Here is an 18,386-nt window from a genome sequence, read left to right on the forward strand (position 1 = left end):
CCGGCGTTTTGGGCTTGGGGAGAGCATAATGATTGCCCCAGTTTTCCGCATAGTCCTTCAGCGTGCCCAGCCGCTTGAGGGTCTTTTTATCGGAACGATTTCCGATTTGGCAGAGCAGTTCATAGGCATCCTTCTTGAAGTCCAGTAGATCATACACATCCACCAGCACTTCCTTGGCCTGCTGATCCTCACTCTGCTCAAGTTCTTCCTTGAAGGTATATAGAGCGCGGACACTGTCCGGACCTTCATTGGTCGCAACAAACTGTTTTTTTAGTTCGATATAGGTTTTTTGATATTCTGTCATTGGTCGCACCTCCCATCAATCCCACCAGAAATACCAGACGGTGGACTGCCACAGGACAGCTGCCAAGGAGCCAATGCTTCCATCCTCATTCTGATCCAGATCTGGGCAGAAACCATATTGCTCCACAGCCACCTCCATAGCTCTTTCCTTGGAAATCGGAGTTGGAAGTTCAAACTCCAATTCATCGTGGCTCATGGCGGCAGGGATGGCACCATGTTGCTCGAACCAGTATTTCGCCACTGCCATCAGGTCCGGTGTGTCGGGACACTCATTCCAATTTCCAAAGGGCAGGTAGGCGAAGATCTCCCAGGGGTTCTTTACCGGAATTTTAGCCAGAATGAGCGGATATGTCATTCCGGTATCATCGTTCCAATAGTTTGCGAAGCGGTCGTTGGGTTCTCCGCCCTCCATCTCGCCCAGGACTTCCTCATCCCAGTCCAGATCATCGTCCTCGGCTTCTTCCTTGCGCTGACCGGTCAATTCCTCCAAAATCGCCTTTCCGTCCTTGATGGGAGCGGAGAGCATCTTCTTTCGATACTCCTCCACGGTTTTGAGGTCAAATTCATAGAAGTCCGCATCATGCTCCGGGTCAGCGTTCATCACCAGACACTCCAACTGCGTTTCATCATCCGCCTGGATAAGTACGGGAACAAAGCCCTCCCGTACCCCCAGCCGCCGGGCGTAGCTGTATGCTGACATGATGGGATCATCATCTGCCATAGACGGGAAATAGGTACACTCACAGTCCAGATACTCCATAATGGCCTGCGCCACCTCGGAAGGCTCCAGCGTATCCTCGTCAAAGTCCTGTCCCTGCCAGTTGGTGAAGCGTTCCTCAATTACCTCTGCCATAGCCTGATAGTAGTCCTCGTCAAAGGGGATGAATAAGTATGCCTCCTGTTGAAATTCATTGGAGTGGTATCGGGACGGACCAAAATATTTCAGGGCATAGTCATCAATGTCGGCAGGATAATAGGGCGCATCAATTTCTCCATAGTAATAATGGGCAAAGGCACGGCCTTTCTGATTGAACAGAGCCGAGAATAGACAGCCGAACAGCTCCTCCCGGATGAATGTTCGTAGGTCTGTGTTGCCTGGATCGGCTTTGACCTGATTTACCACTTCGCCATGCTCCGCCAGGAATTTCCCGCCCATCAGGTCATGCTCCATGCACCAGCGCAAATAAATCGCCATGTGGTTGTAGGCGTTGATGGGGTCAATGGGAAGCTCCTTCTCCTCAAGGTTCTCAATATGATAGGAAACATCATCCATTCCTATGCTGTCATCGTCATCCTCCGGATCTCCCTTTATAGGCTCGTAACCGATCTTCAGGGTCATCTGTTCCTCTGGCAGAGAGACACCGGGGCTGCGGGTGATGGTGTGCTTATCGTCCGCAGAAAAACCGATGGTCTCGCCGTCTTGCAGCGTCACATCACACGCCAGCACATAGGAGGCAAGGCTTGCCAAAAAGTCCCGTAGTTCCTCCGGCTCAGCGTCGGTGTTCAACACCTCCATTTCCTCCTTGCCAAACACATCCATGCCGTAGGTGTAGCCGTTTAGGCCCCCCTCGCTCCGGTACAGGCCGAACCAAACCCAGTTGAAGATGGGCAGTTCGTCCTTTTTGAGCATATCGGCAAGGCCCTCATAGAAACGAGGCTCAAATACCACGCCGCTGGTGTAGACACCGGTGGCGTATTTCTGCTTGCAGCACACTGCCATCGCCTTGGTGAACAGCTTACCTCGTTCCAGCAGTTTTTCCTCCTCGCCCAACACAGCCACCATGATATGGGCCTTGTGCGCTTTGGCCACTTCTACGGCCTCTGGCCACATATAGTTGTTTTCGGCGTTGATCTCTGCTTCATTGTCCGGGATGTGACCGTGGAATAGTGTCACAATCAGCATCATATTGCCGACCCGCATTACCACAGCGTCATCGCTGTTCTCAACATCTTCGTCGCCCTCATCCGGCTCCTCATCTACGATACCCCATTCTTCCCGCAGATCTCGAATCAACTGCTCCTTGTCCCACTCTGCTTTGGAGAGGAGCACAGATCCGGCAAAGGAACCCTTATGGTCGGTTTCCTCCTCGTCGGCGTCATCTTCAAGATCCTCTGCATCTTCATCCGGATCATAGAGGGATTCATGCTCCAGTCCGCGGATAAATTCCTCAAAGCTGTCTGCCAGATGGGTAATTTTATAGTCATTTTCCTGATCCACATGGACTACCTCTGCCGCACCTCAAAAAGACGGGCACGTCCGGAAATTCCATAGGCTTTTAAGGAAGGAGTCACCGCCAGACAGATGGTTTTGTCCGTGCGGATCTCGTCTGCAACCACAAGATTGGTGTCCAGGGGGTCAAGCCCTAACCCCAGGCACTCCACGGAGGCATAGAAAGATTTTAGGTCGATAGCGATATAGGTATGTTCTTCGGCAATAGACAACGGTTCCCTGTCTCCTTTCTGGAAAAATAACGTGCAATTCTCAACAGGTCAGCCCTGAACAGCCTCCCGTCTGCGCCAACTGATAAAGCCGTACATATCATTAAAGAAGAAAATTACAAAATTCACAATTACCGGAATATACGCCGGATTCTCCATGGCAGCCAGTGACCACAACACAATCAGCACCAGGTCATTGGCAGCATACCCCACCGCATAATAGGAAGAACGCAGCATGGTCAGTGCCGCCGCCACAAAGCTGGTGGTAATGGAAATCGTGCTGAACAGAAGATTGGGGGTTTTTAAAACCCACAAAAAATAACAAAAAATAACGGTTACAATGATGCCGGAAACAAACAGACCGAAAACGTGACATCGATTCAACTGCTGGATCGCCACTTCGCTGCCGTTTGTCTCCGAAGGATTTTTCAGCCAGGTAATGGTAGACCACACCGCCATGGGCAGGGTCATACCCAGATAGGTCATCATCTCACCCCAGTAGCGGAACCGCCAGGAGATGATGCCGTAGAGGATGCTGAACACCACCATAAGGATCTGTGCCCACACATTTCCCTTTGCGGCAAAAATCAGGGAAGTTACGCCCACCAGTGCCGCCACCAGGGTCGGCAGATCCACATCCCCGGAAAATAAATTGGAAACAACAACAATCAACAGGGAGCCAAGCCACAGGCTCCATTCTTTCTTTGTAAAATCTTTTACGGGATTACTCATGATTATAAACTCCTTTTTCTTATCTGGTAATTTGTTTATGACAAAAAGAAGAAGTCCAAGGATCCAATAGTGGTAGTGTGCGCTTATCTCGTATCATTTATGAACATCCTTTAAATTTTTCCGGGAACAAAGAGTCCATTGCCGGATCTTTGTGTGCGCCAGCGGTATGCATAGCATAAAAAAGCATCCGCACACATCTTCTGAGACCTAACGATGTGTAGCGAATGCTCTGTGCATTCCTACCCGGTGGCAGTCGTGTGAAACATTTCTGTTTCAGATACAAATATGCGGTTATTTTAATGGAAAAATCTCAATTTTGCAAGAGTGTTCTACTCCTTGATAGAGGAAATTTACCGCATTACAATGAAGGTAATATGAAAGTTAGATGTATCTAATCTTGGTAACTTGAGACTATACGAGGTAACGGAACATGAAACGGATTCATTTTGATGTGGAAACAGAGGGATTTTACGGAGCCTCCACCACCGGAACCCTGGCGTTGACAGCGGCAGCTTACTTCCCGGACATTACCCTCACCATTGCCATGACTCCCAGTGATTTTATCTGGCAGGGCTTTATGCAGGGAGAAAAGGACGGCTGTAAAGAGTGGCCCATCGAGGGAGAGTCCCTGTTTTCTTACCTGGGCAAGCCCCTGCCCTATATGCCCTTTGTGTACCAGCATCCTAAGTATTGGCAAGTGGTTCAGGCGGAATCGAAACGCGCTGGGGACATGCTGAATTCCAGAAAACTTTTCGATGACTCCGAGGCGGCACATCCCCTACAGGAGGAAGAAATGATTCCAGTGGAAAACATCAAGGGAAAACTGCTTGCCATCGGTGCAGAGGATGACGGGCTATGGGATGCTGCAAAATATGTTCGCCGCATGAAAAACCGATTAGCGCAAAGACTCACGTCTGCGAAGTGGAGGCCTTGACCTACCAGCACGGAACCCATTTTGTTTTCCTGGAGAGCATGATAAAGACCATGCTGCCCATCGGCTCCGGACTTTTTGTGAAACTTGCTTTACATGCCGCCAGAGAATATCCAAAAGAGTGCAAAACCACCAGAGAGGACATTGACCGCCGGATAAGCAAAGTCCTTGAGGAGTGGAGGCAGTAAAAAATGACGGCGTGTACTGACTGGCAACCTATAAGGAGAAATTTGCGTTGCTGTCTATGGGTTACCGGGAGAAAGGCATGCAAGCCTCTAACCCATAAGAGCGGATTTACTGTGATTCCTATAGGCTTCTGAAAGCACTGCGTGCGGGATATCAACCCATAGAATATACTTTTTGTAATCCTTTATGGGTCTTTTGTAAGCCTTGTAAGCTGGAAAATGTCAAATTTTCTTGAAATCAGACATATAAGAACTTGATTTGGTGCTGCTTATGGGTTGGACTACTATGAAAGCTCTAAAAAACCACCTATAAGGTATGAATTCAATCATGTTTATGGGTAAAAATGAAAATTATGTAAACTCAAAGTGTTTCAGAGATTGATAAAGAGAAAGAGCCTTTCCCTATAGCCGTGGAAGGGCTCTTCTTCTGTTGACCTATATTTATTTCAGAACCGTACCATCAGCAAGGGTGATGGTGTAGCCGTTAAAATTGATGGTGCCGTTGAGGACAATGCCATTGGTTAAGGAGAAATCCAGAGTGGAAATGTTGTCCACGATGATGTCTCCATTGATGGTCTGGCTGTCTGCGGTAAATTCCACCTGTGCGCCGTTACTTCCACTGGAGCCTTTGGTGTCGCTCATGTTTCCAATGACATCGCAGTTTTCCAGTGCGATGGAGTTTTGTCCCTCGATAACCAGCGCCTCAGAATTGTTGGCGGTCAAGGTTGCGTTTTTAATGGTGACGGTTGCTCCATCCACCCGGAGAGCGTTTTCATCATCCCCGGTGGAGGTGTAGGTGGTGCCGGTGTAAGTGCCATCCTCGGTGATGGTGTTGGCACTGTCACCCTGGGTTACCTCGCTGCTGCCCCCAAAACCGCCGTTTCCATCAGGAGCGCTGCCACTGGGCATCTCCGGAGTACTGTCGGAATTATTGCTGTTGTCCGGTGCGGTGTTCCCATCAGAATTTTCCGAAACCTCTCCCAGTGCCAGTGTGACGCTGGCGCCCCAATTTCTGTTACCTTTCCGGTAACGGTGGTCAATTCTTCGGTAGAAACAGTGGTTGTCTCCGCAGCCTCGCTGGAGTAAACCTGTGCAGTTCCGCAGGCAGACAGAGATAACGCGGTTGCGGTGGAACATAAAATACAAAGTGATTTTTTCATAAGTTTTCTCCTTTCCAAAGTCTGTTGTTTTTCTGTTGTCAAACGTATTGTAGCGCCCCATCCTAAAGCCTGCCTAAAGACAGGAAAAAATTTGCAAATATTGATTTCTTCCGCGTTTCCTCCTATACTATAAGGAAAGAATCGTGGAAAATCTCATTAGATTTTCCGGAGGCGCTTACCGTCTTTTTTGAAAAAAACCAGTTCAGTGTGGCTGCGGTACACAACGGACAGGACGCCTACGACTATGCCCTTTCCGGGGGCTATGATGCCATCATTCTGAATGTGATGATGCCCAAAATGAACGGCATCGAGGTGTTACAGCGGCTCCGCAAGGAAGGCGTCCAGGTTCCCATTATGATGCTTACCGCAAAAGGACAGACGGATGACCGCATTGCAGGCTTTAGCCGGAGCAGATGATTATCTGCCCAAAAGCCGGGTAGAGGAGGCACTGCGCCGCCTGGAGCAGCATGTGCTATAGTTCAAAACCGGGCATTGACCGGGGTGGTATGATGGGAATAGAGATTTAAGCAAAAGAAAGCAAAGAAAGCGGGGAAAATAAATGGAACCGAAAAAAGTGACAGACTCTCTGACGGAACAGATTCATGTAGTAATTTATCCGGACATTAACGGATTCGGACGGCTGTTTGGAGGACAACTGTTAAAGTGGATTGATGAAGTGGCAGGTGCTACCGCCAGACGCCACTGTGGGAATAATGCTACCACCGCAGCCATCGATAATCTGCAGTTTAAGGCAGGTGCCTTTATCAACGATGTGCTGGTACTTACCGGGCGGGTAACCTATGTGGGGAAAACCTCCATGGAGGTACGGGTTGACACTTATAAAGAGAACCCGGACGGCACCCGTCATCCCATTAACCGTGCGTATTTCGTCATGGTCAACATGGGAGAGGACGGCAAGCCCACGGAAGCGCCGCCCCTTCTGCTAAACCCCGACGACCCGGCAGAGCAGATGGAGTGGGACAACGCACTCAAACGCCGGGAACTGCGGCTGATGAGACGGAAAGAAGGGTTTTAAAACCATGACAAAAGCCAGTGGGCAAAACACCCACTGGCTTTTGTATACAACAAAATCCCTAGAGTATCTCTTTCATTACTTTTGTCAGCTCGTCTGCCAGAAGTTTGTGACTTTCCAGGCTCAAGTGCATCCAGTCGTAGGGGTACATCTCAATGCCGGGAATGGAGCCTGCATCCAGAAAATGGCAATGCAGACGGTCTGCCACATCCTTAAACTCCTTTGCCAGACCCCGGGAACGCTCTACGCATTTGTCTCCCATCTCACCGGCAACCGCGGTTTTGGCATAATCGGGATGGATGGGAGGCGGAGCAATCAACAGCACATTAGGCGCGCCTCTCCAGGCAGCGTGGGTGTCAATGGTTTTCTGTGCCAGACGCTCCAGACCTTTCCCGATGATAAAGGAATTGGCATTAAAGCGATCCTTGGTATCATTGGTGCCCAGCATGATAATGACTAAATCCAGAGGCTCATGGGACATCATGCAGGGATAGATGACATTTAAGCCACACAGTCCCTCGAAAACCGGATCCTCAAAGGAAGTGGTTCTTCCGCTGAGTCCTTCTTCAATGATATAGTAATCATCCCCCAGATTTTTCTGTAAAAGCTTGGTCCAACGCTCGTTCACATCGAAACGACCGCCGGTTTTGGAATTATATCCATGAGTATTGGAATCTCCGAAACATAAAATATTCTTCTGCATGTTTTTCCACATTTCTGCGCACGTTTTCTGCGCATAACGAGTTTGTGTCAAGTGCGCACAGACACAAACTCGCGATTGAAAAATTTTATTTTTCAATCTGCTTACTTCTCCTTGTCTAATAATTTCTCAGCCAGACTGACAGCACCCATCAGACCTGCGGTATTTCCCAGCTTTGCAGGAACGATTTCCACATGGGAAAGTCCCGGGGAAAGCTGTGCCTTTACCCGGCTTTTTATCTGGGCAAGCACGTAACTTTGTGCCATGACACCGCCTCCCAGAATGATGCGGGAAGGGTTAAAGACGCTGGTTAAGGTAACCAGACCGGTGCAGATGTCCCCAATCCAGTCGTCAATCACGGCTTTGATTTCAGGGCGCTCCATGGCGTCAAAAATCTTTCTGCCGTTGTCCAGGGTTTCGTCCACAGCCTTTGCCCGTTTCACCAGTGCGGTGGTGGAGGCGCAGCGCTCGTAACAGCCCTCCAGGGTATCCGTGCCATTCTTGACTTCCGGGTGAATCACAATGCCGCCGAAGCTGCCGGCAGAGAAGGATGCACCGGAGTAAACCTGTCCGTTGATGATGATACAGCCTCCCACGCCGGTTCCGTAGGTGAGGCAGAGAAAATCCGGATAGCCCACGCCTGCTCCGGAATGGAGTTCACCCAGAGCAGCGGAGTTTACATCATTTTCCACTGCCACGGGGACATGGAATTCATTTTTTATAATGTCCCGTACCGGCATGCCGGTATAACCGGGAATATTGCTGTTGGCATAAAAAATCGTGCCATTGTTAGTGTTCACTTCTCCGGCGGTGCTGATACCGATGGCATCAAAACCGGAATAAGTGTGGAGGAGCTGCATTACCCGCTCCATCAGATGGGCACCGCCCTGGGATGCCTCGGTGTCCCATTCTTTCATGTCGGTCAGTTCTGTTCCGTCCCAAAGACCTGCTTTGATGGCAGTACCGCCAATATCCACTGCGACAATTTTCATAAGAAGTTACTCCTTTATTTCTGGATTGCGGAGACAAATCTTGCGGTAATCTCAGCGGGTCTGGTAATAGCGCCGCCCACAACCAGTGCAAAGGCACCAGCCTCTAAAGCCTTCTTTGCCTGCTCCGGGTAGTGGATGTGTCCCTCTGCGATAATCTTTGCAGGACATTTTTCGGAAAGCTCATGGATAAAATCAAAGTCGATATCGTCAATGCCCTTGGTTTCGGGAGTGTAACCCCGCATGGTGGTGCCTACGAAATCAGCCCCAGCCCCGGCACAGGCGATACCCTCTTCCAGGGTAGCGCAGTCTGCCATCACAAGCTGGTCAGGATACTTCTCTTTAATGGCTGCGATAAACTGGGGAGCCGTGCTGCCGTCGGGACGCAGTGCGCTGGTTCCCTGAACTGCCAGGATATCCACGCCACATGCCACCAGCTCATCTACCTCTTTCATGGTAACCGTGATGTACATGGGAGTTCCCTCGTAATCCTTTTTGATGATACCGATAACGGGAAGGTCAACTGCCTCTTTAATCTGGGTAATATCCCGGACAGTGTTGGCGCGGATGCCCACTGCGCCGGACTGTGCAGCCGCTTTTGCCATCAAAGGCATAACGCCGCCTTCTTTTGTATACAAAGGCTCATGCTCCAGTGCCTGACAGGAGACGATGAGTCCTCCCTTAATCTGTTTAAATATTGCCTCTTTGTCCATAATGTAGTCCTGCCTTTCTTTTTAAATAATGGAATAACTATCCAGACACCATACGCCATATAAATCTGCCCTTCTGTCTAAATGCCAGCATTTACAGAAGACAAATCTGCCTGGCTCTGAATCGTAATTATAATTGGAGAAATCCCAAGGTTTTCTGCCTTGGGATTTTCCTTATTTCATAGGAAATTTTCCCTACGAAATAAAAAGTTTATGAGGGATTTTAGGAAACTTCAATTTTAATGACCGCTTTCCGTACATGGGTACAGTCTCCGTTGATACAACTGGGCTTGTGGTATTCCATGGGGAAAAAGACAGTAAACCTTCCATTGCCCAGAGTTCCGGTACAGGTGGGAGTTCCGGTCATAAGACCGCAATCCCTTTCCTCACTGTATTCCTCTGCGGTTTCACCGGAAAGAGTACATTCCCAATATTCACCTCCGGTTATGTTAATCTGTAAGTCTGCATATTTTTTGTGATATTCAAAGGTGGCACCCTCTGCCTCACGCAAATCTGCCTCCATGACATTGACGAAAACGTGGTCGCCGTCAATCACGGTTTTTCCATCGGGGAGTGTGCTTAAATCTGTTTTCAGCAAAAAGTCAATCGCTGTGTCCAGATAGGGCTGCATCCCGCGATAGAGGGTTATGTGTTTGATAGAATCTGCAATCATAGTATTTCCTCGGATTAAAGTTCAGCGATCGCTGCCTCAATCATTTTCTGTGCCTCTACAACAACAGCCTCATCCTCCGGTGCCAGAGGAGCGAGAGGAAGTCTTACGCTGCCAAGCTCCAGACCGTACATTCTGTGGAGGATTTCCTTCATTACGGCATACAGATTACCCTTTGCCTCGCACATTTTGTAGATGATAGCATCAGCCTTGTACTGGATTTTCATGGCATCCGCAAAATTGTTCTCACGAATCAGCTTATCCATGGTTACGAACAGCTCCGGCATAACCGCATAGGTTCCACCGATTCCGCCGTCAGCACCGATAGCGCGTCCGGAAACAAACTGCTCATCGGGGCCGTTGAACACTACGAATCCATTTTCGCCACGCTGATGTACACCCTCTGCCTTGAACAGCTGGATATCCTGAGTGGGCATGGAAGAGTTCTTAACAGCGATAACGTTGGGGTTTTTCAGCATTTCTTTTAATAAATTCATGGATAAAGCGGTGCCTGCCAGCTGAGGAATGTTATAAATAACGAAATCCAGATCAGGTGCAGCAGCACTCATAGCGTTCCAATATTCTGCGATGGCATATTCCGGTAAGTGGAAGTAAATGGGAGGGATGGATGCGATGGCATCAGCACCAACGCTCTGGGCATGGGCAGCCAGCTCCACGCTGTCTGCGGTGTTGTTACAGCCTACATGAGCAATGACGGTAAGCTTTCCCTTTGCCTCCTCCATAACAGCTTCCAGGACTTTTTTGCGCTCATCCACGTGCTGGTAAATGCACTCGCCGGAAGAACCGCCCACATACACACCCTTCACACCTTTGGAAATCAGATGGCGGGTTAAAGCCTTTACACCTTCTACAGAAATATTTCCATCTTTGTCATAGCAGGCATAAAATGCCGGGATGACGCCTTGATACTTTGTAATGTCTTTCATTTATTTTGCCTCATTTCCACGCCTTCAACGGCGCATATCCTTCTATATAGAAATAATTAACCCTTTACAGCTCCCATTGCAATACCCTTTGTAAAGTATTTCTGGAAAATCAGGAATACGATGATGATAGGTACAGCGGCCAGAGCAGCACCTGCCATAATCAGACCGAAGTCCGTAGCGTTCTCTGCCTGTAACTTCGCGATACCAAGGGAGATGGTCAGGTTGCTTGTGCTGGATAACATAATTAACTGCATGAAGTAATCGTTCCAGCTGTTGATGAAGGTAAAGATAGCCAGCGCACCGATACCGGGCTTAATCATAGGTACAATGATTCGGACAAAGGTCTTTGCCTCACTTGCACCATCAATGGATGCTGCCTCAATCATCTCGGAAGGAACACCCTCGGAGAACTGTTTCATCAGAAACACACCGAAAGGCCAGCCAACGATGGGGAATACAACTGCCCAGATGGTATTGTACAGATCTAAATTGGACATTTCACGCAGCAGGGGGACTAAGATAACCTGTTTCGGTAAAGCCATTGCACATACAATCATGGTGAACAGGAACTGACGTCCTACGAATCTTTTCTTTGCCAGAGCGTATCCAGCCATGGAAGCAGTGATACAGGTAAGAATCATGGACAGTACAGCCATTACCACAGTGTTGATTAACCAACGGATTGCAGCGGGCACGGAGGGACCGGATACAATCAGTTTCAAGTCGCTGCTGCCGGTAAACAGGCTGCTGAAGGGGATGGTAAACTGGAACAGCGGTGCAGTCTGACGGCTGAACAGCTTCTGGTAGTTTGCCAGAGTCCACTCCTGGGGCCACCAAATCGGGGTAGTAGAGTTGATAGCTGCGTTGGTTTTAAAGGAACCTGTAATAATCCAGTATAACGGGAAGGTAAATAAAACCGCTAAAATGGCAATGATGATAATACTGATAATTCTATAGACAGAAGGATGATTTAATTTTTTCTCTTTTTTCATTTTCTCTCCTCCTTCTAATCGTTGCTGTTTCCGAGTTTAAACTGTATAGCGGAAAGGATAGCAATCATGATGGCAAGAACAACGCCCATTGCATCGCCGTAACCGTAACGGTACAGTTTAAATGCAGAATAGTAAATGTAGTACATGATAGTGTCGGTGCTGTGATTCGGTCCGCCGGATGTCAGCAGCTGAATCAGTGCGAAACACTGGAAACTGTTAATGGTAGTAATAACGAGAATATATAAAGTGGTCGGCATAATCTGCGGCCATTTAACTTTCCAGAAAGCCTGAAATCTGGTGGCGCCGTCTACATTGGCAGCCTCGACCAGAGATGCGTCCACGTTGCCGAGGGCAGATACATATAAGACAATGGGCTGACCTACGGAAGTGGTAAGCAGGATGATAATGATGCAGGCAAGGGCATAACGCTCGTCACCCAGCCAGTTAATGTTCTTTTCGATAAGACCGGTAGTAGTCCCTAAGTAATTGAAAATTCCGTAGTAGTTGTTAAACATCCACTTCCATACAACGGTAACGGCTACGGAACCGGTTACAACAGGAAGATAGAAGATGATTCGGAATAAAGAAGTTGCCCATCCCTTTAAATCTACAATAATAGAAGATACCCACAGGGAAAAAGCACCGGTAATCGGAACGGAAACGACAACAATAATGAAGGTGTTTTTCAACGCTCCGAGGAAAACTTTGTCTTGGAATAACTCTTTATAGTTGGCAAATCCAACAAATACATCTTTGGCGTTCATAGTGGAGTCAAAGAAGCTGGTCCACACGCATAAAACGATGGGGTAGATAACGAATCCCAGGAAGAAGATTAAGCTGGGGAGCAGAAAAAGGTATGCGGCAGTCGTCTCCTTACGCACTAATACACGGCTGCGTTTTGATGGTTTCACTGCTGATTTCACGGAAAGCACCATCCTTTCAGTTACTTTTTTTGATAAGAAAACCCTCCTCCGGAAATCCTGAGGAGGGTTTTCTGGTATAGTTATAGGGTTCAACTAGTTGTAGACTTATTGAGCTGCTGCTGCTGCGTTTGCAGTAGAAACGAACTCATCAACTGCAGTCTGAACATCTGCGCCGCTGCCAACCTGCTGAAGCATATTCCACCATGCGGTACGAGCCTCGGTCCAGCCGGGAGTTACCTGATAGTAGTCACCAAGGAACTGCATCAGTTTGCTGTACTCCTGCATGGTAGGAACATCGTTGTAAAGACCGGTTAAATCTGTGCCTTCAACGGTGTCACGTACAGGGAAGTAGGTGGAGGACAGAACTGCATCAGCGGTTCCATCTGCGCTGTCAGCCATGTATTTGATGAACAGTTTGGATGCTGCGATTCTATCGGCATCGCCGTTATCGAATACACCAAAGCCCCAGATACCACCACAGAGCTGTGTAGCATCAGCCTTCTCAGCGGGGAAAGCCATGAATACGATTTCGTCGCCGTTGTTGGTCAGACCGGCATCGTTGTTATCGGAGTTTAACTGCTGTGCAATGTTCCAGCAGAAAGCTACATTTAAAACGCCCTGACGGAACAGGTTGATTTCATCACCACCGGCGATGGAGGCATCGAAAGCGATTTTTCCATCGGTATCAGCCAGTGCCTGGATTGCTTTTACGTTCTCTGCGGAATCAGCGGTATATTTGGTGTGTAAATCATCGGTAAAGGTACCGCCGTACAGGTTGTTAATCAGAGCTCTTGTACCCTGGTCACCACCCTGTCCACTACAGTAAACAGCACCTACAGTAGAACCGGTATGAGCGTAAACAGCATCGATTGCCTTAAAGAAATCTTCGGTTGTCCATGTATGGGAATCTTCATCAACATACTGCATTGCGCCGGCAGCCTCAAATACAGTTTTGTTGATTGCCATACAGTGAGCGGTCATACACAGAGGATACTCATAAACCGCACCCTCTTTTGTCATGCAGGCAGCTAATACGGAGCCGTAAATCTCGGACTGGTCTTCGTCATCCATAATGTCGGATAAGTCAACCATCAGTCCCTTAGCACCCCAGTTAGCAACCAGACGCTCAGGTCCTTCCATTACAAGGTCGGGAGCCTGCCCACCTTCGATTGCGGTGTTGACCTGGTCATCACCGTTGGTGTAGTCCAGATACTCAACGGTTACGTTGATGTTGGGATATTTTGCATTGAAACTGGTGATCAGGGAATCAACAGTTGCGGAATCGCCCCATTTACCAATAGGATAAGTCCATAAGGTAATGTTAGCGGAAAGATCGGTGTTGTCTTCCTCAGCAACTTCAGTCTCAACAGCAGCAGTCTCGGTCTCAGCGGGAGCTGCGGTTTCTTTAGTTTCAGTGGTGGAAGTAGACTGGCTGCTTCCGGTGCTTTCTACAGTTGTGCCACAGCCTGCCAGTAAGCTGACAGCCATTGCACTTGTCAGTAAAGCTGCAATTACTTTCTTTTTCATATTCTCTCTCCTTTTTATCAAGTATTTGTTAGAGTAATTTCATTTTAGAAAATATTTTTCATCTTGTCTATGGCAGTAGTGTATATGTTTTTAAATAAAAATTTGTTAGAGTTGCACAAAGTAATGAAGAAAAAATGTTCGATACCAAACAAGTAGTTGAAATCGGGGAAAAGGATTTGCAAAGTCATGTGCTTTCCTGGATTTTATTGGCGTGAAAAATATTTTCGCAAATATAGATTCTGCTTGCAAACACTGTCATTTTGATTTATTCTTTCTATATAAATAGAAGGAATTTTTCAAAATAAAAAGAGAAAGTATTTCAAAAAGGGTATTTACTATGGTAAACAAGAACTTCTGGGATTTGTTACGGGAAAAACAGGGCACCCTGACAAAGTCCGGCACGATTATTGCTGACTACCTCACCAGACACGCGGAGGAGGCACAGTTTCTTTCCATATCATCGCTGGCAAAAGAGTGTAATATGGCAGAGGCTACTATTTCTCCACAGAGGGAGCAGCTCTTTTCCCGTCCGATTCCGAAAATGCCGGTGATGGCCACATGATCATCTGACCAACAGGTAGGCTCATCGCAGGGATAGCAGGTGTTCACCGGAATGCCGCCGTTGTGCTGCTTCATCAGCCAGATGTAGGCGGCGGGCAGCTTGTAGCCCAGTTCCTCCTCCACGCTGGCAATCAGCTCATCGGAAGGCGGATCACTGACATATTCTTTCAGTGCATACCAATTATCATCCCAGAAGTTGGTGAGGTCGAAACCCTCAAATGGGGTATCACCGGGCACGAATTTGGCCTTCTTCTTCCGGCTGCGCTGGCGTTTCCGGATCTCCGCCTTACACTCCCGAATTACCGCCGGGGCATTTTCATCCTCCGGGTCCAGCTCTGCCCACCGCTGGGCGTAGGGAATGGCCTTTTCCTCCTGACCATAGAGATACTGATAGCCGTAGGCCATCCGCATATTCCACTCCGCCTTGTCCTGACCTTCCTCCCGGACGGACTCCAGCACCTCAATGGCCCTCTGGAGGGCTTTGTCTCTCTTGAATTTCAAAGTACCCTCATCATGGTCCCCGATGATGGCGTAGTTCTCCAGCGCCCGTGCCAGGGCGTAGGCGGTGCGATAGTTCCTCCAGTCCTCTGGGATGGCATTGAGTGCCTGGATGCAGCGGGTGTACTCGTCCTCGTCGTTCCACTGCTCCAGCTGAGCGAAGAATGCTTCGGCGTCCTGTTGGGTATAAGGAATATAGTCCATGCCCGTAAGCGTTTCATCCAACTCGTCATCCTGATTTTCAGTTTCTGTCCCATCATCTTGTTGCTTTAGAGGTACAGAACCGGCTTCACGGCGGAAGGTGTGGAAGATGGCCCATGGGATATCCGTGCCTTCAAAGAACTCTTTCGCCATGTTCAGCGCCTCTCGGATGTCCCAGGCGATGAAGTCCACATAGCCACAGTAGAGGCCGGTGGCCCCGCCGATGAGGGCGAGCATCTCCGATCCGTCCACGGTGGTGAACAATTCCTCCAGCTTGTCCCGGAAGTCGAAAATCTTTTCCGATCCTTCCTCCTCCCGCAAGGTATCCAGGGGATAGCAGAAAAAGCCCGCTACCGCTCCGTCGGCATGGAGATCGTCCATAAAGTCGTTGTCGGCATTCAGATAGCCGTTGATGAGCGGCACACAGCAGGTGGAACCGGCCATTACATCCAGCCGCCAATCGGCGTTGGGGTCTTCATTGGGTTTCATTTCGTAGCCAAGATAGCTCTCCAGATAGGCCTCCGGATCGGTGGAGAGCTCCAGGCCCTGCTCCCGCAGTTTGTCGGGCAGCTGGGACAGGAGGAAGGACGGCTCTGCCTTGGGTTCCTCCAGCACATCAAAACTGTCTATGTATCTCATGTGGGGGATCTCGCCCAGTATCTGATCGGTGAGGGTGGTGAGCATCCACCAGACTCGGCCTTCCGCCTCCCGGAGCATAGGCAGCAGCTTTTCACAGTAGGCGGAGATGTTGAAACTGTTTTCGCCCTGTTCCTCCAGCCAGATCTGCACATCCTCACCGGAGATGTCCCAGCTGTCGTCGGTACGCAGGCCGATATTCTGGGAGGGCTGACGGCCCACAAGGATGTTCCAGTGCTCCAGCACCTCCTTTGGGGCGTGTTTCTGGAAGTAGACCAGCTCAAACAGCTTGACCTTATTACCCTCCGGGGTGAGGATCAGCTCATGCTTTTCGCCATTGAAGCCCAGCTCGAAGGAAATTTCATCAAAAACCAGATTCAGGGTGTCCTCCATTTGGGCCACGAGTTCTGCGCCGCGGGTATGATCTTTGTCCTCATCCATCATCTGGCGCAATTCTGCTTCCATCTCGGCAAAGGTTTCCCACCAGTTCTCTGTCCGCTCTCGGAAGCACTCCCAGAACTGCGGCAGAGAAATACCCTGCTTGCACCGGTCGATAAACTCTTTGGTGTCATCGTCACCAGGGCGGACTTCCAATGCCTTTTCAAAATATCGCAGAGCCCGGCCCTCCTGATCCAGATAAAAGTAGGAGTAACCCATGCGGAAGTTCCAGTAATAATCGTCCTCGAAGTATTCCTCATGGGGCTTTAGCAGAGCGAGGGCCTTTTTGAGCATTTCTTTGCAAGTTGGCTTATGTGGGTCTGCCAGATTGTTATAGGCACGGGCTAACTCACTGTCCATCTCAGGGGTACGCTCCTCGGCGGGGATGGCCTCCAGCGCATCAATAATTTTATGTTGTTTGCTCTCCTCATGCCACTTCTGGCACTGCTTCAAAATGTCCATATCAGGGTCCTCCTCGTCCTCATCCGGTTTCCAGTCTTTGATCTGCTGGAACACACCGTTCTCATCCCGCTCAAAGGCGCAGGGGGCGGGGGTGTTCAGCAGAGAAATGATGTCGGGATCGTCGTTGCAAATTGTGTTCAGCTTGTAAATCCCGGCATTGTTGGGGTCGTCCATGTACTCATCGCTCTCGTCACCGGCAGTGAAGCGCCAGCCGCTGTCCCAGTTACCGTCTGGAATCTCACGATAGCAGTAACCCACCTTGCGGCCCTCTACTGTGATGCGGTTGGTGGCGATGCAGCCATCGGCACCCTTCCAGTCAGGGAGCAGAGATTTCACATCCTCCGCTTTCACATGGTAGTCCCGGTTGCGGCCAGCGGCCTCGTACAGTTCCTTCCGCAGCGCCTCCACATGATGTGCCATCTCCTGAATCTCCTCGTCGTCCATCATTTCATGGAGGTCATAGGTCAGGGGGGATTGGGCAAAGTCCGCCAGGGCCTTGTCCATGGCCTCGTGCTCCTCCGGCGTAGCAGTGATGCGGATACGGCGGATGGGGGTGTTGTACTCGTCCAGATCCTGAAGGTTTACACTGCCACTGACGCTGCACTCCAGCAGGATGGCGGCCAGGTCGGTGACCACATCAATGGCGAAGTGGAAGTCCATTTCCACGCCATCGGAATGTGTAAACTCCAGGTACTCCACGGTTTGGCGAAAGTCCCAGTTCTGCTTGTCCAGACCGATCTTGGCGAAAATCTCGCTGAGGGGGATCTCCTCCTTTTTCTGATCCTCTAAAAATGCCACAAGGTTCAGACTGTCATCGGAACCGCCAATAAAGTTGCCCCAGTATTTTTTGATATACATTTGTCGTGCCTCCTGTTCTGAATCCAGTCGATCAATGAGCTGATTCAAGTGTTCCAACCACGCAGGAGCGATCTCACCGCTATCCTCGTTCTTCCAAAGATCCATAATCTCACGGATGCCGTCCTCGTCCGGCACCTCGTTTTTGATGTCGGTGAGCTGCCGCAGCAGGAAAGCAAGTGCTTCTTTGGATGCTGTGAAACCGGTGACTTTATCCCATATAGCTTCTTCATGATCGTAGTCCAGCTTGCCGTTATCCTTCCATTGAAAATACAGCTCCGCCAGAGCCATCGCAGTATTGTCAAAGAGAAAGTCGATTTGTGAGAAGTCAGATCCCAGCATGACTTCCTCTTTCATCAGTTCAATCATCTCGCCCAGATCCATTACCGGATGCTCCGGTACATATTCATTTTTGAGGATGTCCAGTACATCCAGCCCTTCGTCACGCTCTAATGCTTTTATACCCCATGCTCCCATGTCGGCACCTCTCTTTC

The 18,386-nt window shown here is 49.3% G+C and carries 15 protein-coding genes and 4 pseudogenes; 5 read left to right on the top strand and 14 right to left on the bottom strand.

The genetic code is table 11. The features are described 5' to 3' along the window. The 4 genes and pseudogenes from DXA36_RS33670 to pnuC all read right to left on the bottom strand — a co-directional run. Positions 1 to 304: pseudogene (locus DXA36_RS33670) on the bottom strand (CbrC family protein); the annotation flags it as partial. Positions 305 to 319: 15 nt separating this feature from the next. Continuing rightward, a pseudogene (locus DXA36_RS25995) lies at positions 320 to 2,542 on the bottom strand (DUF7832 domain-containing protein); the annotation flags it as partial. Beyond that, positions 2,530 to 2,739: pseudogene (locus tag DXA36_RS26000) on the bottom strand (ImpB/MucB/SamB domain protein); the annotation flags it as partial. The pseudogenes DXA36_RS26000 and DXA36_RS25995, both read right to left, overlap by 13 nt. A gap of 54 nt (positions 2,740 to 2,793) precedes the next feature. Further along, on the bottom strand, positions 2,794 to 3,474 hold the full coding sequence (gene pnuC, locus DXA36_RS26005) for a nicotinamide riboside transporter PnuC (RefSeq protein ID WP_009255087.1): 681 nt from the start codon (positions 3,472 to 3,474) through the stop codon (positions 2,794 to 2,796). Positions 3,475 to 3,904: 430 nt separating this feature from the next. Between pnuC and DXA36_RS26010 the strand changes: the two genes are divergently transcribed. Then, complete coding sequence (locus tag DXA36_RS26010) at positions 3,905 to 4,408, top strand: acyl-CoA thioester hydrolase/BAAT C-terminal domain-containing protein (RefSeq protein ID WP_009255088.1); 504 nt, start codon at positions 3,905 to 3,907, stop codon at positions 4,406 to 4,408. After that, positions 4,405 to 4,593: a hypothetical protein gene (locus DXA36_RS33675; RefSeq protein WP_025487931.1), complete on the top strand. Its 189-nt coding sequence runs from the start codon at positions 4,405 to 4,407 to the stop codon at positions 4,591 to 4,593. Before DXA36_RS26010 ends, DXA36_RS33675 begins: the two co-directional genes overlap by 4 nt. Before the next feature lie 438 nt (positions 4,594 to 5,031). Here DXA36_RS33675 and DXA36_RS26015 read toward each other — a convergent pair whose 3' ends face one another. After that, positions 5,032 to 5,811, bottom strand: a complete 780-nt coding sequence (locus DXA36_RS26015; RefSeq protein WP_009255089.1) for a hypothetical protein — start codon at positions 5,809 to 5,811, stop codon at positions 5,032 to 5,034. Positions 5,812 to 5,900: 89 nt separating this feature from the next. Between DXA36_RS26015 and DXA36_RS26020 the strand changes: the two genes are divergently transcribed. Together DXA36_RS26020 and DXA36_RS26025 are read left to right on the top strand one after the other, a co-directional pair. Then, the gene (locus tag DXA36_RS26020) at positions 5,901 to 6,167 is read left to right on the top strand and encodes a response regulator (RefSeq protein ID WP_330385486.1); all 267 of its coding nucleotides are present in this window, start codon (positions 5,901 to 5,903) and stop codon (positions 6,165 to 6,167) included. Positions 6,168 to 6,309: 142 nt separating this feature from the next. After that, complete coding sequence (locus DXA36_RS26025) at positions 6,310 to 6,786, top strand: acyl-CoA thioesterase (protein ID WP_009255090.1); 477 nt, start codon at positions 6,310 to 6,312, stop codon at positions 6,784 to 6,786. A gap of 58 nt (positions 6,787 to 6,844) precedes the next feature. Here the strand turns inward: DXA36_RS26025 and DXA36_RS26030 are convergent, their stop codons facing one another. From DXA36_RS26030 to DXA36_RS26065, 8 genes are all read right to left on the bottom strand, one after another. After that, positions 6,845 to 7,486 (bottom strand): GDSL-type esterase/lipase family protein, encoded by a 642-nt coding sequence (locus DXA36_RS26030; RefSeq protein ID WP_009255091.1) that lies wholly within the window; start codon positions 7,484 to 7,486, stop codon positions 6,845 to 6,847. A 101-nt stretch (positions 7,487 to 7,587) separates the two neighbouring features. Beyond that, on the bottom strand, positions 7,588 to 8,475 hold the full coding sequence (locus DXA36_RS26035; protein WP_016360066.1) for an ROK family protein: 888 nt from the start codon (positions 8,473 to 8,475) through the stop codon (positions 7,588 to 7,590). A gap of 14 nt (positions 8,476 to 8,489) precedes the next feature. Next, positions 8,490 to 9,185, bottom strand: a complete 696-nt coding sequence (locus DXA36_RS26040) for an N-acetylmannosamine-6-phosphate 2-epimerase (RefSeq protein ID WP_009255094.1) — start codon at positions 9,183 to 9,185, stop codon at positions 8,490 to 8,492. A gap of 220 nt (positions 9,186 to 9,405) precedes the next feature. Then, entirely contained in the window at positions 9,406 to 9,855 is a 450-nt protein-coding gene (locus DXA36_RS26045) for a YhcH/YjgK/YiaL family protein (protein WP_009255095.1), read from the bottom strand. Between the two features lie 14 nt (positions 9,856 to 9,869). Beyond that, positions 9,870 to 10,799 carry a dihydrodipicolinate synthase family protein gene (locus tag DXA36_RS26050; RefSeq protein WP_009255096.1) on the bottom strand — a complete coding sequence of 310 codons (930 nt, stop codon included), beginning with the start codon at positions 10,797 to 10,799 and terminating at the stop codon, positions 9,870 to 9,872. A gap of 56 nt (positions 10,800 to 10,855) precedes the next feature. Continuing rightward, a complete protein-coding gene (locus DXA36_RS26055; RefSeq protein ID WP_009255097.1) occupies positions 10,856 to 11,791 on the bottom strand; it encodes a carbohydrate ABC transporter permease in 936 nt (311 codons plus the stop codon). A 14-nt stretch (positions 11,792 to 11,805) separates the two neighbouring features. Then, positions 11,806 to 12,726 carry a carbohydrate ABC transporter permease gene (locus DXA36_RS26060; protein ID WP_025482055.1) on the bottom strand — a complete coding sequence of 307 codons (921 nt, stop codon included), beginning with the start codon at positions 12,724 to 12,726 and terminating at the stop codon, positions 11,806 to 11,808. 93 nt (positions 12,727 to 12,819) lie between these two features. Beyond that, a complete protein-coding gene (locus tag DXA36_RS26065; RefSeq protein ID WP_009255099.1) occupies positions 12,820 to 14,241 on the bottom strand; it encodes an extracellular solute-binding protein in 1,422 nt (473 codons plus the stop codon). Between the two features lie 337 nt (positions 14,242 to 14,578). Here DXA36_RS26065 and DXA36_RS34310 point away from each other — a divergent pair. Beyond that, positions 14,579 to 14,680, top strand: a pseudogene (locus DXA36_RS34310) (MurR/RpiR family transcriptional regulator); the annotation flags it as partial. On the opposite strand, the gene DXA36_RS26075 reads toward DXA36_RS34310, so the two are convergent. Continuing rightward, entirely contained in the window at positions 14,656 to 18,369 is a 3,714-nt protein-coding gene (locus DXA36_RS26075) for an immunity protein Imm33 domain-containing protein (RefSeq protein ID WP_016360067.1), read from the bottom strand. The pseudogene DXA36_RS34310 and the gene DXA36_RS26075 sit on opposite strands and share 25 nt — an antisense overlap. Between the last annotated feature and the right edge of the window lie 17 nt (positions 18,370 to 18,386).

It is taken from the genome of Eisenbergiella sp. OF01-20, from assembly GCF_003478085.1.
GTDB lineage: Bacteria > Bacillota > Clostridia > Lachnospirales > Lachnospiraceae > Eisenbergiella.